This window comes from Alphaproteobacteria bacterium US3C007 (assembly GCA_034423775.1).
Lineage (GTDB): Bacteria > Pseudomonadota > Alphaproteobacteria > Rhodobacterales > Rhodobacteraceae > Thalassovivens > Thalassovivens spotae.
Genome location: CP139918.1, coordinates 1,326,949 through 1,339,639 on the forward strand (window position 1 = coordinate 1,326,949; position 12,691 = coordinate 1,339,639).

Annotated in this window: 16 protein-coding genes; all 16 read right to left on the minus strand. The window is 52.1% G+C overall.

Annotated elements, in window-relative coordinates; translation table 11 throughout:
* Positions 1–27: 27 nt before the first annotated feature.
* Entirely contained in the window at positions 28–1,659 is a 1,632-nt protein-coding gene (locus UM181_06410; GenBank protein ID WQC64231.1) for a capsule biosynthesis protein, read from the minus strand.
* The gene (locus UM181_06415) at positions 1,634–2,296 is read right to left on the minus strand and encodes an ATP-binding cassette domain-containing protein (GenBank protein ID WQC64232.1); all 663 of its coding nucleotides are present in this window, start codon (positions 2,294–2,296) and stop codon (positions 1,634–1,636) included. Before UM181_06415 ends, UM181_06410 begins: the two co-directional genes overlap by 26 nt.
* 251 nt (positions 2,297–2,547) lie before the next feature.
* Positions 2,548–4,242 carry a Na(+)/H(+) antiporter subunit D gene (locus UM181_06420; protein ID WQC64233.1) on the minus strand — a complete coding sequence of 565 codons (1,695 nt, stop codon included), beginning with the start codon at positions 4,240–4,242 and terminating at the stop codon, positions 2,548–2,550.
* Positions 4,235–4,582 (minus strand): hypothetical protein, encoded by a 348-nt coding sequence (locus UM181_06425; protein WQC64234.1) that lies wholly within the window; start codon positions 4,580–4,582, stop codon positions 4,235–4,237. The genes UM181_06420 and UM181_06425 overlap by 8 nt, the downstream gene beginning before the upstream one ends.
* Before the next feature lie 10 nt (positions 4,583–4,592).
* On the minus strand, positions 4,593–6,059 hold the full coding sequence (locus UM181_06430; GenBank protein ID WQC64235.1) for a proton-conducting transporter membrane subunit: 1,467 nt from the start codon (positions 6,057–6,059) through the stop codon (positions 4,593–4,595).
* A 12-nt stretch (positions 6,060–6,071) separates the two neighbouring features.
* Positions 6,072–7,598, minus strand: a complete 1,527-nt coding sequence (locus UM181_06435) for a monovalent cation/H+ antiporter subunit D family protein (protein WQC64236.1) — start codon at positions 7,596–7,598, stop codon at positions 6,072–6,074.
* On the minus strand, positions 7,598–8,032 hold the full coding sequence (locus tag UM181_06440) for a cation:proton antiporter subunit C (GenBank protein WQC64237.1): 435 nt from the start codon (positions 8,030–8,032) through the stop codon (positions 7,598–7,600). Before UM181_06440 ends, UM181_06435 begins: the two co-directional genes overlap by 1 nt.
* A gap of 1 nt (position 8,033) precedes the next feature.
* Entirely contained in the window at positions 8,034–8,474 is a 441-nt protein-coding gene (locus tag UM181_06445) for a Na(+)/H(+) antiporter subunit B (protein ID WQC64238.1), read from the minus strand.
* Positions 8,474–9,013 (minus strand): DUF4040 domain-containing protein, encoded by a 540-nt coding sequence (locus UM181_06450; GenBank protein ID WQC64239.1) that lies wholly within the window; start codon positions 9,011–9,013, stop codon positions 8,474–8,476. Before UM181_06450 ends, UM181_06445 begins: the two co-directional genes overlap by 1 nt.
* 29 nt (positions 9,014–9,042) lie before the next feature.
* Positions 9,043–9,417, minus strand: a complete 375-nt coding sequence (gene mnhG, locus UM181_06455) for a monovalent cation/H(+) antiporter subunit G (protein ID WQC64240.1) — start codon at positions 9,415–9,417, stop codon at positions 9,043–9,045.
* The gene (locus UM181_06460) at positions 9,414–9,707 is read right to left on the minus strand and encodes a cation:proton antiporter (GenBank protein ID WQC64241.1); all 294 of its coding nucleotides are present in this window, start codon (positions 9,705–9,707) and stop codon (positions 9,414–9,416) included. The genes mnhG and UM181_06460 overlap by 4 nt, the downstream gene beginning before the upstream one ends.
* Positions 9,708–9,709: 2 nt before the next feature.
* Complete coding sequence (locus UM181_06465; protein ID WQC64242.1) at positions 9,710–10,189, minus strand: Na+/H+ antiporter subunit E; 480 nt, start codon at positions 10,187–10,189, stop codon at positions 9,710–9,712.
* A 179-nt stretch (positions 10,190–10,368) separates the two neighbouring features.
* Positions 10,369–10,830, minus strand: coding sequence for a MarR family transcriptional regulator (locus UM181_06470; protein ID WQC64243.1), 462 nt, complete (start codon positions 10,828–10,830; stop codon positions 10,369–10,371).
* On the minus strand, positions 10,823–11,662 hold the full coding sequence (locus tag UM181_06475) for a carbon-nitrogen hydrolase family protein (GenBank protein ID WQC64244.1): 840 nt from the start codon (positions 11,660–11,662) through the stop codon (positions 10,823–10,825). The genes UM181_06470 and UM181_06475 overlap by 8 nt, the downstream gene beginning before the upstream one ends.
* On the minus strand, positions 11,659–11,919 hold the full coding sequence (gene grxC / locus UM181_06480; GenBank protein WQC64245.1) for a glutaredoxin 3: 261 nt from the start codon (positions 11,917–11,919) through the stop codon (positions 11,659–11,661). Before grxC ends, UM181_06475 begins: the two co-directional genes overlap by 4 nt.
* A gap of 23 nt (positions 11,920–11,942) precedes the next feature.
* On the minus strand, positions 11,943–12,677 hold the full coding sequence (locus tag UM181_06485; protein WQC64246.1) for a ComF family protein: 735 nt from the start codon (positions 12,675–12,677) through the stop codon (positions 11,943–11,945).
* Positions 12,678–12,691 lie beyond the last annotated feature (14 nt).

The window sequence follows — 12,691 nt, forward strand, 5'->3', positions numbered from 1 at the left end:
CATCCGGGCCTGAGGTATTTGTTCTGATTATGAGATTTGTTCGCGTAAAATGGACGCCGTGATTGAAATTATGAGATACACGCCTGAAAGGATCAAAAACACCAGAAGCGTATCATGAATATGCCTGGGATAGGCCGGATCTTGCGGTGCAATAGGCTCTACCGCGACTGTAAGATAGCGCGATTGCGATGTGGCTTGAATTTGCGTCGCGCGCAGCTGCTCTAAAGCGGATTGCAGCATCAAATCACGCGTCGCAACGTCAGAAGCGGCCATTTGCAAACGCGCAAGCAACTCGGGCAACGTCATCCCATTGGGCATTTGCGCAATCATTTTTGCCTCGGTTTCGCGTTTGGCATTTTGGAGGCGCTGGATTTCGGCGCGCAAGCCCGCAACGCGGCTGCTATTGGGGTTGGCATTATCCAGAAACGCCTGAAGCTCGATGGTTTTTTGCAGCGCTTTTTCTTCAAGCCCGCTGATTTGCGCTCGAAGGCTTGTGGCATAGGCCTCTGGATCAAGAAGCGTGGATTGTTGCAAGGCAATTAAGTGCCGCTGCGCGTCTACGCGCGCGTCTTCTGCCGTCGCCAAAGATTTGCGGGCATCAGACAATTGATTTTCTTGTTTGCGCTGCGAAAGCCCATCGATTTTTTGCTCGGCATAGGTCAGAAGCGCTTTTGAAAATAACACGCTCAATTCGGGCGAGGGGGAGCTGATCTCCATATTGATCATGCCCTCGGTGGGGTCAAAGGCGATTTTGATATGCTTGAGATAGGTTTTATACGTTTCTTCAAATGAAGCCTTTGTAGGCAAACGTTGCCACCAATCAATTGTGGGATCCGAGAAGGTGGCCTTAAACCCTTCATTATCTTGTAGGCGAATCATCGCTTCTTTTGATTGGAGATAGGTTTGCACTGCGATGGCATCGGGTGTTGTGGCGAATTGACCGCCGCCAAACATAGAAGGTGAGCTTGGATTTGTGCTATCACCCGTGGTGATTTGGAAGGCCGTGTCCGTGGCATACATTGGCGTTGCAATGAAGCTGTAATAATAGCCTGCGGCCAATGTTGGCAGAAGAATAAAGATGCTTAGGCGCAGGATTAGTTTTTGGATTAGACGTCGCCGTCGCCGCGTCATGCTGTTTTGCAGCGCTGAAATCTCTTCGCTTCTTTGGGCTGCATTTGGAAATGCATGCGGCGTGCCGGCTGGTGATTTTTGATGTGGTGAAAGCGAAATATTCGGGGGTTTGGGGGCGTCTTCTCTTAAGGTTGTTTGCGGCGATGAGGGGGGCGCCTGAAGCGGTTTTTCGCGGCGCGCGGGTTGGGTTTGTTCAGACAGAGCCGCGCGGTGCATCATGGCCGGCATTTGAAAGGGATCGATATTATGTTGGCGCAATATATCTACAGCCTCGTCATCCGTATCAAAAGGCAGGCCATAATGGGTGGCAAGCCTGCGCGCACGGCGCAGCAATGTGGCTTGTGTTTCGCCGGAATCTGTTGCGGCCCGCGCAAGCAATTCAGCCGAATTACCCGTATCTAAGCCCGTATCTATGCCCGGCGCTTTTGCGGCGGGTTTGGGGCCCTTTGCCTGGTCAGCGGCGGCACCTGCGCCTTTTGGCGCCTCTGGGCCCAGCTGAAATTTATGTGCTTTGGGTGTGGTAGTCATACAGTACTTTCGCGTCGCCTAAACTGTCAAAGAAATATAAAGAGCCATCGGTAAGCACGGCGGCTTTTTGCGCATATTGTTCCAGCACCTCTGCTTGATGCGAGACCACAATGGTGGTGGTGCTTTGCAAGCGTTCCGCTAAGATTTCGCCAGCTTTTCGGTTAAACTCGACATCCGTGCTGGTGGGCATGCCTTCATCGATCAGATAGACGTCAAAATCCATCGCCAGCATCAGCGAAAACGTAAATCGCGCGCGCATACCAGAAGAATAAGTGCCAAGCGGCTGGTCAAAATATTCTTCTAAACCGCATAACCAGCGGCAAAACGCCTCTACAAAATTTGGATCCATCCCATAGAGTTTGGCGATATAGCGCGCATTTTCTTGGCCCGTATGTTTGGGAACAACGCCGCCCATAAACCCCAGAGGAAAGGATATGTTGCAGGCCCGCGTGATCTGGCCCTCATCCGGTTTTTCCAACCCCGCGATCATATTGATTAAGGTTGTTTTGCCAGTGCCATTTGAGGCTAAAATGCCCAAAGATAGCCCCAGCTCTACCCGGAAAGACACATTATTCAGAATGATTTTTCGGCGCGTGCCCGTCCAAAAGGATTTACTGACATTCCGAAACTCTATCATCGATAAACGACCTTAAGCTGCGCAAGCCCCAGCAATAACAACAAGGCTTTAACAAACGCTTACGAGGTGGTTTACGCATAAAATATGTTTTTATTTTGTCTTAAGCGCGGCAATTCTGCCGCTGCCATGGCGCAAACCCGCTGCCTATTTGAAAACCCTGAGGTGGTTTTTGCTAAGATTTTATGCTCTGATTTTAGGCTTTGGCTTTGGGGCTTTCATGCGGTGGATGGTTGGTTAAACTTTAAGCACTTTTAAAAATAACTGGCGATCAAAGTCACCGCCAATAGGATCGCAACCCAAATCACCATAGCGCCGGTTGGCCGCACGCGGGCCATTCCGGTTTCCGGGCTGTGCCAGCGGTATAACAAATTCTGAAACTGCCCAAGGTTTTTCAAAGCCGCCTCGCTTAACGCGGTCCAAATCAAGCCAATCAACGCCGCAATCGGGAGGTAAAGCTTTGGGATCAAGCGCCGATAGATCCAATCAACATCCAAGTTCACCGCGCGTATTTCGGGTGGATGAATACCGCTGCGCATTAGAACTGCAAAAGCCAATAACGCAAAGCATAGCAATTGCAATTGGGCAATCACGTGATTGGTTGTGTAGGGTTTATAAACCACGTCATAGGGCAAAAGCGCGTAGAGCGGATCGGGGTAAACCCCAATGAAAATGCACAGAAACGCGGTAATCCCCATCGCCAGCTGCATGTTCCATGGGGCTTCTTTGGGGCGCAATCCACTGTCATGGCCAAAAAAGGTGAAATACGGGATTTTAATCCCTGAATGTGATAGAACACCAGCCGAGGCAAATACCAAGATGGCCCAGATGATTGGATAATGTTCGTTTGCGGTCTCATCCATAATCAAAGATTTGGTGACAAATCCAGAGAAAAGCGGGAAAGCCGAAATTGAGGCGGCTCCGATCAAACAAAACAGGGCCGTACGCGGCATGGTACGGCAGAGCCCGCCCAGCTCTGAGGCTTTTGACGTGCCGGTTCGCAACAGCACCGCGCCGACGCTCATGAACAAAAGCGCTTTGTACAGAATATGCGCGAAGGCGTGAGAGGCGGTGCCGTTCAGGGCCATTTCGGTTCCAACACCAATGCCCACCACCATAAAGCCCAGCTGGTTGTTCAAACTATAGGCCAGAACGCGGCGCAGATCGTTTTCAATTTCGGCGAAGAAAATTGGAAACAGCGTCATCACAGCGCCGATATAAATTAGCATTTCAGTGCCGGCAAAGCCGCGGGCCAAAGCATAAACGGCTAATTTGGTGGTAAAGGCAGAAAGGATCACCGTGCCGGTGATGGTGGCGGCGGGGTAGCTGTCTTGCAACCAATTGTGCAAAAACGGAAAAGCGCATTTCATCCCAAAGGATAAAAAGATTAGCCAAGTGGCCAAGGATCCAAGCGTCATTTGCTCAAAGGCAATAGAGCCTGTTTCGCGATATAGCAGCGCTGTGCCCGCCAGCAAAATCACACCCGAGGTGATTTGAATGATCAGATAGCGCATCCCGGTATGATACGCGCCCTCAGTGCGCCGCGCCCAGATCAAGAATACCGATGCAATCGCGGTGCCTTCCCAGTAAAAAAACAGCGTCACCAGATCCCCGGCAAAAACCGCTCCGATCGCCGAGCCAGAATAAAGCACGGCGGCAATTTGCTGCACGGTATCTTTGATATGCCATGCGTAGAGATTGCCCAAAAACGCGGCAATACAGAAAATCAGCCCAAAAACGCGCGACAGTTTATCCACCCGCATCAGCTCAAGTTGCTGACCCAACAGTTCAACCTGATAAAGGTTTCCTTCGGGCAAGGACCAGATCTGAAGCGCTGCCAGAACCGGTACAAGTAGCAAAAGCGCCGCCCGCATGGATCCTTTGGGCAACAGGCCGGCGCCCAGCGCGGCCAGAACAAAGAGATAGAACGTTGGCATCGCCTCAATCATTATGTTGCCCCATCTCCAATTGATCGGCCGGATATTCTTCGCGATCGACTGATTTTTCGCCGTAATATGCCTCGTCGCGTTTGATGAAGAGGCGCAGCGTTTTGGCGGCTAAAATCAACGCGGTGAACATGATAAACCCGTAGGCGCCGTAAAATCCTGGGATCTTTTCGATCGGGAAATGGCCATATTTCTTATAGGTAAAATCTGACAGAAACAGCAGCAGGCACAGCGCAATAAGCGCGGCAAAAATTTTATTCGCATTGGCCGGCATTGCAAACCACACGAACAGTTTCGCAAGGGGGCTATATCCGCTGGTGTCTTCGGGATGGTTCTTATCCATTTGCGCCTCCTTAATTTGTGGCCACGATCGGCATTAGAAAATCTTGAATATGCCCGGCATAGAAAAACAGCACCACGCAGCCAAAGGCGGTTGCTGCTGGGGGCCCCCAGACAAGCGGCGAGGCCTCTGCAGATTGCGCCAGTTCGGCATCTGTATCGTTGCTCAAGAAAAACCCCTTTGCCACCAACGGCAGCAAATAGGCCACGTTCAACAGCGAGCTCACCAGCAAAACGCCCAGTATAAACAGATGTTCGGCATCCACTGCACCCACCATCAGCAGCCATTTACTCCAAGAGCCGCCTAAAGGTGGCAAACCAATGATCGATAAGGCACCGATCAAAAAGGCGATAAAAGTGATCGGCATACGCCGCCCCAAACCGGTCATCTGGCTGATTTCAGTGCGGTGGGTGGCAACATAGATCGAGCCAGCGCACATGAATAAGGTGATTTTACCCATCGCATGCATGACCACATGCAGCCCGCCGCCCAATATCCCCATGGAACTGGCCAACGCCACGCCCAGCGTGATGTAAGACAATTGGCTGATCGTGGAGTACGCGAGCCGCGCCTTTAAATTATCTTTGGTCATGGCAATAACAGAAGCGGCCAGGATCGAGAAGGCCGCGAGCCACATCAACCAGGTTGAGGCGCCGCTTTCTGCCAGAAACTCGATGCCAAAGATATAGATCCCAACTTTCAGCATGGTAAAGACGCCGGCTTTCACAACGGCAACGGCGTGCAGCAAAGCGCTCACCGGTGTCGGCGCGACCATCGCCGCGGGCAGCCAGCGGTGAAAAGGCATCAGTGCGGCTTTGCCAATGCCAAAGGCGTAAAGCGCCAGCAGGATGGCAACGCTGGGGCCCGCGATCAACCCTTGCAAAATGCCGCCTTTTGCAAAATCAAGCGTGCCTGCAACCGCGTAGGTCCAGATGATCGCCACCAATTGCAAGCCGATGGACGTACCGATCAAAATACCCAGATAGGTGCGCGCGCCCTTAATCGCAGCCATATTGCCCTTATGCGCCACCAGCGGATAGGTTGAGAGCGTCAGCGCCTCATAAAATAGAAAGAGGGTAAACATATTGGCGGCAAAAGCGATGCCCATCACCGAAAAAATAGCGAAAGAGAAACAGGCAAAGAATCTTGCATGATTGTCTTCATTATTGCCGCGCATATAGCCAAGGCCATAGAGATGTGTGACGATCCACAGCCCCGAGGCCAAGAGCGCAAACATCAAGCCCAAAGGCTCAACATTGAAGGCCAATTCCAGACCCGGCATAACCGTCAGGAAAGTAAAGGTTTCTGTGGTTGTATTGCCCACATTGGCCAAAATATTCAGCACCACCATGAAGGTGGCAATCGCGGCACCCAATGTCAGCCCGTCGCGCAGATCGGGGCTGTTGCGCAGCAGCATATTGCTGAGAACAGCCGCGCCGGGCAGCAGCATTGAAAGCAGAATTGCGAAGGATGTTTCCATTGCCATATACCCCTAGCGCATCCCTGCGGATCCGGCCAAAAGACCTTCCGCTGCGCTGCGCGCTGCGCTGAGCGTGATGTCTGTGTCAAAGCCAAAATAGATGCAGGCTAACGCCATAACCCAAAGTGGGATCATCATCATTAAGGGCACGTTTTGATCTTGCAGGCCCTCGGCAGGTTGCGCCAAATACAGCGTTTCGATCAACTTCCACACATAGATCACAGCCAGCAAAGACGAGGCCACGATCAACAAAGCGATTGGCCAGAGGCCTTGCTCCAATGTGGCTTCAACCAAAAGCCATTTGCTCAGAAAACCGGCCGTGCCTGGAACGCCGATCAAAGACAGCCCGGCCACCACCATCGCGGCGCTGGTCCAAGGCATGGTTTTTCCGCGTCCGCGTAAGTTATGGTAAAACGACCCGCCGCCATTCATCACATAGACGCCCACCCCCATGAACAGCGCGGCTTTTGTGATGCCGTGGTTGAACAGATGGATCATCGTTGCCATCAACCCGCTTTCTGACAGCAGCGCGATGCCCAAAAGCATATATCCCACTTGCCCGATGCTGGAATAGGCCAGCATGCGCTTGAGATCACGCTGCAAAATCGCCGTGTAAGACGCAGCGAACATCGCCAAAATTGCAAAAGGGTAAAGAATAAGATCAAGCGTTGGCACTTCGGCTAGAAACCCTGGCTGAAAGACGCTGAACAGGAATCGCAGCATCACATAGATAGCCACTTTTGTGGCCGTTGCGGCGAGAAAGCTGGTGATTGCTGAGGGGGCGTATGTATAGGCATTGGGCAGCCATAAATGCAGTGGGAAGATTGCCACTTTTAACCCCATGCCCACCATGATGAAGGCAAAGGCGGCGCGCACGGTACGGCTATCATATTGGTTTTCGATGCGATCTGCGAGATCGGCCATATTCAACGTGCCGGTGGCCATATAAAGAAAGCCAACGCCAATCACAAAGAAGGTGGCGCCTATCGTGCCCATGATCAGATAATTATACGAGGCCGTCAGGGCCCGCTTATCACGATGTGCGCCCTGCGCGATCAACACATAGGTAGACAGCGATGAGATTTCCAAAAACACGAACACATTGAAGGCATCGCCTGTAATCGTAACGCCCAGAAGCCCCGTGAAACAAAGCAAAAACAGCGCGTAAAACAGCGTCTGCGCGCTTTCAGGCAATTCCCGCGCCACGCTGGCTTTGGCATAGGGCAACACTAAGGTGCTGATCCCCGAGACCAGCAGCAGCACGAATGCATTGGCCGTGTCGACGCGGTATTCGATGCCCAAAGGTGGCGCCCAGCCCCCCAATTGATAAGAAATAACAGAGCCATCAATCACTTGGCTTAACAGCATTCCCGCGATCACAAAGGAGGCGGCGCTGGCAATAAAGGCGATCGGCCAAGCCAGATCGCGGCGGCCAATGAACACAATCAGGGGTGCCGCGACGAAGGGCACCAGAATTTCTAGGATCGGCAAATGCTCGCTGAGCGTCATCGCGGTATGATGAACGGTTTCACTTGCCATCACACGGCCTCTTTCATTGCAGTATCCGAGGCTTTGATTTCAGATTGAAATAAGGCCTCTTCGGCCTCGGCAATCTGCGCTTCTTCAATATTGTGGTATTCTTCGCGGATACGGATAATCAACGCCAAGCCCAAAGATGTAGTGGCAACGCCCACCACAATCGCAGTGAGAATAAGCACATGCGGAAGCGGGTTTGAATAAAGCGTATCTGGATCAACTTTCAAATCTAAAGGAAAGATCGGCGCGGTGCCGCCGGCAATTTTCCCCATTGAAATATAGAGCATGAAAACAGAGGTTTGAAAGATATTCAGACCAACAATTTTCTTTACCAGATTGCCTTTGGCAATCACGATGTAAAGGCCGGTCATCATCAACAGAATAAACAACCAGTAATTGGCGTGCCCTATCACAAATTCAAGCATTGGCGTATCCATTCTACCAATCCTCATCGCTTAAAATTGGTGCGCGGGCCGCGAAGGCATAATAGATCGCCACCATGACCCCCGTCACCGTGATGCCAACGCCCGCTTCGACGATCAAAATCCCCAAATGTTGACCATGCGAGGGATGTTGGGGGTCAATCGCGGCATAATCCAAATAGGCATAGCCCATGAACAAGCTATAAATTCCCGTGCCTGCATAAAGCAAAACGCCAAAGGCCAGCAATTTATGCACCAACCAAGGTGGAAACACTTGCTTGGCCTTTTTTAGGCTGAAGACCAATCCGTAGATGATAAACCCAACAGCCATAATCACGCCGGCTTGGAAGCCGCCACCGGGCGAGTAATCACCGTGGAATTGAACGTATAAAGCGAAGAGAAAAATCGTGCCTACCAGAAGCTTGGTAATCACCCGCAAGATAAGATGGTGACGCATCAGCTGGCCTCCTTCTGCGCGTCATCGTCCTGATCCTCGGGGCGCCGACGCCGGCGCAATCCGCTGATCAGCATCAACACACCAATCCCGGCGGCGAACACCACCGCGGTTTCCCCCAACGTATCATACCCGCGATAGCTAGCCAAAATCGCAGTCACTGCGTTTGGCACGTGGATATCATGCGGAATATCATGCAAATAAGCTGGGCCAAGATGCGTGTGAACGGGCGCTTCAGGCGCGCCAAAGCTCGGCATATCGAGCGTGCCGTAAACCAGTGCCGCGCCGGTGACAATCACAGCAAGTAAGGGGATTAGGTTTGGTTTATGGCTGACTTTCTCAGCGCGCGATGTCAGCGCCAATGTGCTGAGCATCAATACTGTTGAAATTCCTGCGCCCACGGCCGCTTCGGTAAAGGCCACATCAACAGCATCAAGCGTGATAAAAAGCAAGGCAGAAAGCAGGCTAAACACCCCCGACAGCGCCACGATAGCAAACAAAGAATGCGTGCGCACCACTGCCAAAGCGGTGATCACCAACATGCTGAACAAGGCTATATTAATGAAGCTTTCTATGCGTCACCTGTTTGGTTTTTATCAGCCGCTTCCGCGGCAGCCTTTTGCGGCGAGGTTTGGGGTAATTTAGGTGGCCGCAGCCCAGATACCAGCGCGGCATTGGCCACAGCATGGGTTGAGGTTGGGCCGGTGATCAACATAAAAATGCCGATCACACCAAGTTTAAAGGCGATCAATGTCCAGCCCGTTTGCAGCGCCATCCCGATCAGCAGCAAGATCATGCCGGCTGATTCTGTCACCGAGGCGGCATGTAGGCGTGACCAGAAATCGGGAAAGCGCAAAATACCAACGGCGCCTATAATCACGAAAAAAGATCCGGCAAGGATCATCGCCCAGCTTAAGATATCGATCAAGAGCGCGGGAAAGGTCATTCTTTTGGCTCCTCTTGCTTGGGCGTCCACAGCGCGTCGCCGATCGCCCGATATCTGAAAAACTTCAAAATTGCGATCGTGCCAACAAAGTTGATCAGAGCATAAAGCAGCGCGATATCCAAAAAATCCGGGCGCCCGGTTAAAAACCCGACCACACCGATCAGCAGCACTGTATGCGTCCCAAAGGCGTTTCCTGCCAAAACGCGATCATAAAGCGTGGGGCCTTTGATCAAGCGGATTAGCACCAGCAACATAGCAACAAAAATGGCGATGGCGGCAATTTCAAACATGCTCAGGCCCGCTCCGTTTCAATCGCGGTGACGCGACGGTCCATATCGGCCAATGCCTCAAGATCTTCATCTGAATAGGCAAGCGCGTGGATTTGGAAATCACCCTGCTCTGTTTCAACGGTCAGCGTTCCGGGTGTCAAGGTGATCGAATTGGCAAAGATCACCTGCCCCAAATCAGTAGATTGAGAATAAGGAATTTCAAAGAAATGCTGCCGTTGTGGCGCCTGGCCCGACAAGATAACTTTGGTGACCGCCCAATTCGATTTGGCAATTTCACCCAGCAACCAGATAAAATAGGTCAGAAATTTGATCGGGTTTAAGGCAACCGTCACACGATCGCCGTCAACTTGATCCATCCGCCGCACGATAAACAAAACCAACATCACCGAGGCGATGCCAAATCCCACCAGCATCGGCTTGTAAATGCCTGACAGCAACAGCCAAAGCGCGATCATAAATATAGCTGATGCGATGGTCTTCACGACGGTTTCCTCAACGGTGCTGCTCTTTTTTATCAAACCGCGATTACCAGCCTTGAGGAGGCAAACGCGCGCAGTGTATATAAAACTTAAATGATCCTGTACACCAGTGAACAAAAAACTTTTCAAGATTTTTTGCGCTGCGTCTATTTTTTAATCTTATCTTGATTTTATTCTTTGCATTAGGTGTTTTTTTTTGGCTCGGTTTCGGCTCCTAGCCGCAGGCGTAGATCTCGCAAAACCGGCAGCAAGAGGCGGGTTTTATCTTCCCCCATTTGTTCTACGACCTCTTGTATCATTGGGGTGAGCGCGCTGAGTGCGGCATCTCTTGCCTGCGAGCCGGCAGGGCTGAGCGCAACCAATTTGCGGCGCGCATCATCCCAATCTGGGCGGATATGAATATAGCCAGCCATCTCAAGTTTGCTGAGCGTGTTGGTCATTGCGCCGCGCGTGACGTGAAAGCTTTTGGCCAATTGCGCGGGAGTGCGTTCATTGCCGATATGCGCCAATTGGTTGAGAACTGAGAAATGAGATAATTCCATCCCTTTGGGCAGCGCGCGGGCCAGTTGATTGCGCAGCAATTGTTCAACGGTCAGCAATTCGCTGAAAAATAAAATGGCAAGTGGGTTTTGAGCATCACTCATGCAATGGTCCGGCGTATTGGGTATCTGCCCGTAGCGATGGCACACGGTTGCGGGCTGTGTCAACGTCTTCGAGGTTAAGATCAACAAGGCCAAATCCGAGGGCGGATTTTAAATTCAGCAAAACTTCCCCCCATGGGGAAATGACCATAGAATGCCCATATGTGCGGCGCGCTGATCCATGGTCTGTTGGATGCGTGCCAGATTGCGCGGCGGCCAACAGAAAGCATCCAGTCTCGATCGCCCGTGCGCGCAGTAATATTTCCCAATGGGCGGGGCCGGTGGTGCAGGAAAACGCCGCGGGCACGCTGATCAGCTGCGCCCCCTTCTGGGCCAAATCGCGGTAAAGCTGCGGGAAGCGCAGATCATAGCAAATGGTCATGCCCAAGGTGCCAAAAGGCGTTTGGCTTAAGACAGCACGATTGCCCGGTTTGTAGCCATCGGATTCGGTATATGATTCGCTGCCGGATAAGGTGACATCAAACATATGAATTTTATCATAGCGGGCCTGAATTTGACCCTGCGGATCAATCAGAAAAGACCGGTTGGAAAACCGATCATCCGGCCCGGAATTTTTCAACGCTAAAGAGCCAATCAGCAGCCAGATACGTTCCTGTTCTGCCAGCTTGCGCAGCTGCGCCAAGGTAAGATCTTGAGCCTCTGTTTGTAAAACTTGCCGTTGGTGATCGCGGTTTTGAGACACGCAATTGGTCACTTCGGGGGTTACGATCAGTTCGGCCCCGGCCCGCGCTGCCTCGCGAATGAAACCACATGTTTTTCCTAGGTTTTTTGTTGGGTTATCCCCACTGCAGATTTGAACAAGCGCCAGTTTCATGCCGCGTTAAGCAAGGCGTCCAGTTTTTTGGCCTGTTCAAGTTGGTAAAGCTCATCGCAGCCGCCAATATGTAGTTCGCCGATAAAAATCTGAGGCACCGTGCGGCCCCCTTCGGCGCGTTTTTGCATTTCTTTGCGCCGATCGGGGTTTTTGCTCAGGTCGATTTCGTGAAACGGCGCCTTTTTTTGCTTCAAAAGGCGTTTGGCGGCCAAGCAATAGCCACAAAATGGCGTGGTATAAATTTCAATGGTTTGCATATGAGCGACCCCTTACGGGGCTGCTAGTAATCGTTTTTGGGCGTGCGCGCCAGTATCGCTACGCTAATTTTTTGAGGTTGGCCGGCGCGGCAAGCCTGCGTCGCGGCGGTTAACGTAGCCCCTGATGTCATCACGTCATCAATGATCAAAACCGGTTTGTTATAAAGCGCCTGCGCCCGAGCCGGGTTCAATACGATGGTGTTTTGCATCCGCGCACGGCGTTCTGCACTGGATGCGGTGTCCAACGGGGCTGTTGCGCGGTGGCGCTTTAACAAAAACGGCTCATATGAAATATTGGCCAGTCGCGCCACGTGCTGCCCCAAGAAAGCCGCCTGATTGTATTTTCTGTTTAGATAGCGCCGCCAATGCAAAGGTACGGCTGTGACGATTGTATCGGGGGTCAAAAGATCTTGGCAGGCCGCGAAAAGCCAAGACGCGGCGGGTTTAAAACAATCGGTTCTATCACCATGCTTCATCGCAAGGATTAACCCCTTTGCGCTGCGTTGATACAATAGCGCCGCGCGTCCGGCCTCCCAAGCTGGCGGGGCGCGAAAGCAAGAATCGCAGGGGGTGGGCCCCTCAAGCTTATCAGCGGCTATGGGCATTCCGCAAAACATGCAGGCGGGCTGGCTGATAAAGGGCATATCGCGCCAACAGGGCGGACATAATCCGAAATCTCGGTCCACGGGTGCAGCGCAAAGCAGGCAGCAGGGCGGATAAAGACTGCGTAACATGGTTTCAAAAAGCGTTGGTTTCATTTATGGGGCCTTAT

Coding starts and splice junctions, on each gene's coding strand:
- UM181_06410 (WQC64231.1), bottom strand. CDS start 1,659: ATGACTACCACACCCAAAGCACATAAATTTCAGCTGGGCCCAGAGGCG.
- UM181_06415 (WQC64232.1), bottom strand. CDS start 2,296: ATGATAGAGTTTCGGAATGTCAGTAAATCCTTTTGGACGGGCACGCGC.
- UM181_06420 (WQC64233.1), bottom strand. CDS start 4,242: ATGATTGAGGCGATGCCAACGTTCTATCTCTTTGTTCTGGCCGCGCTG.
- UM181_06425 (WQC64234.1), bottom strand. CDS start 4,582: ATGGATAAGAACCATCCCGAAGACACCAGCGGATATAGCCCCCTTGCG.
- UM181_06430 (WQC64235.1), bottom strand. CDS start 6,059: ATGGAAACATCCTTCGCAATTCTGCTTTCAATGCTGCTGCCCGGCGCG.
- UM181_06435 (WQC64236.1), bottom strand. CDS start 7,598: ATGGCAAGTGAAACCGTTCATCATACCGCGATGACGCTCAGCGAGCAT.
- UM181_06440 (WQC64237.1), bottom strand. CDS start 8,032: ATGGATACGCCAATGCTTGAATTTGTGATAGGGCACGCCAATTACTGG.
- UM181_06445 (WQC64238.1), bottom strand. CDS start 8,474: ATGCGTCACCATCTTATCTTGCGGGTGATTACCAAGCTTCTGGTAGGC.
- UM181_06450 (WQC64239.1), bottom strand. CDS start 9,013: ATGTTGGTGATCACCGCTTTGGCAGTGGTGCGCACGCATTCTTTGTTT.
- mnhG (WQC64240.1), bottom strand. CDS start 9,417: ATGACCTTTCCCGCGCTCTTGATCGATATCTTAAGCTGGGCGATGATC.
- UM181_06460 (WQC64241.1), bottom strand. CDS start 9,707: ATGTTTGAAATTGCCGCCATCGCCATTTTTGTTGCTATGTTGCTGGTG.
- UM181_06470 (WQC64243.1), bottom strand. CDS start 10,830: ATGAGTGATGCTCAAAACCCACTTGCCATTTTATTTTTCAGCGAATTG.
- UM181_06475 (WQC64244.1), bottom strand. CDS start 11,662: ATGAAACTGGCGCTTGTTCAAATCTGCAGTGGGGATAACCCAACAAAA.
- grxC (WQC64245.1), bottom strand. CDS start 11,919: ATGCAAACCATTGAAATTTATACCACGCCATTTTGTGGCTATTGCTTG.
- UM181_06485 (WQC64246.1), bottom strand. CDS start 12,677: ATGAAACCAACGCTTTTTGAAACCATGTTACGCAGTCTTTATCCGCCC.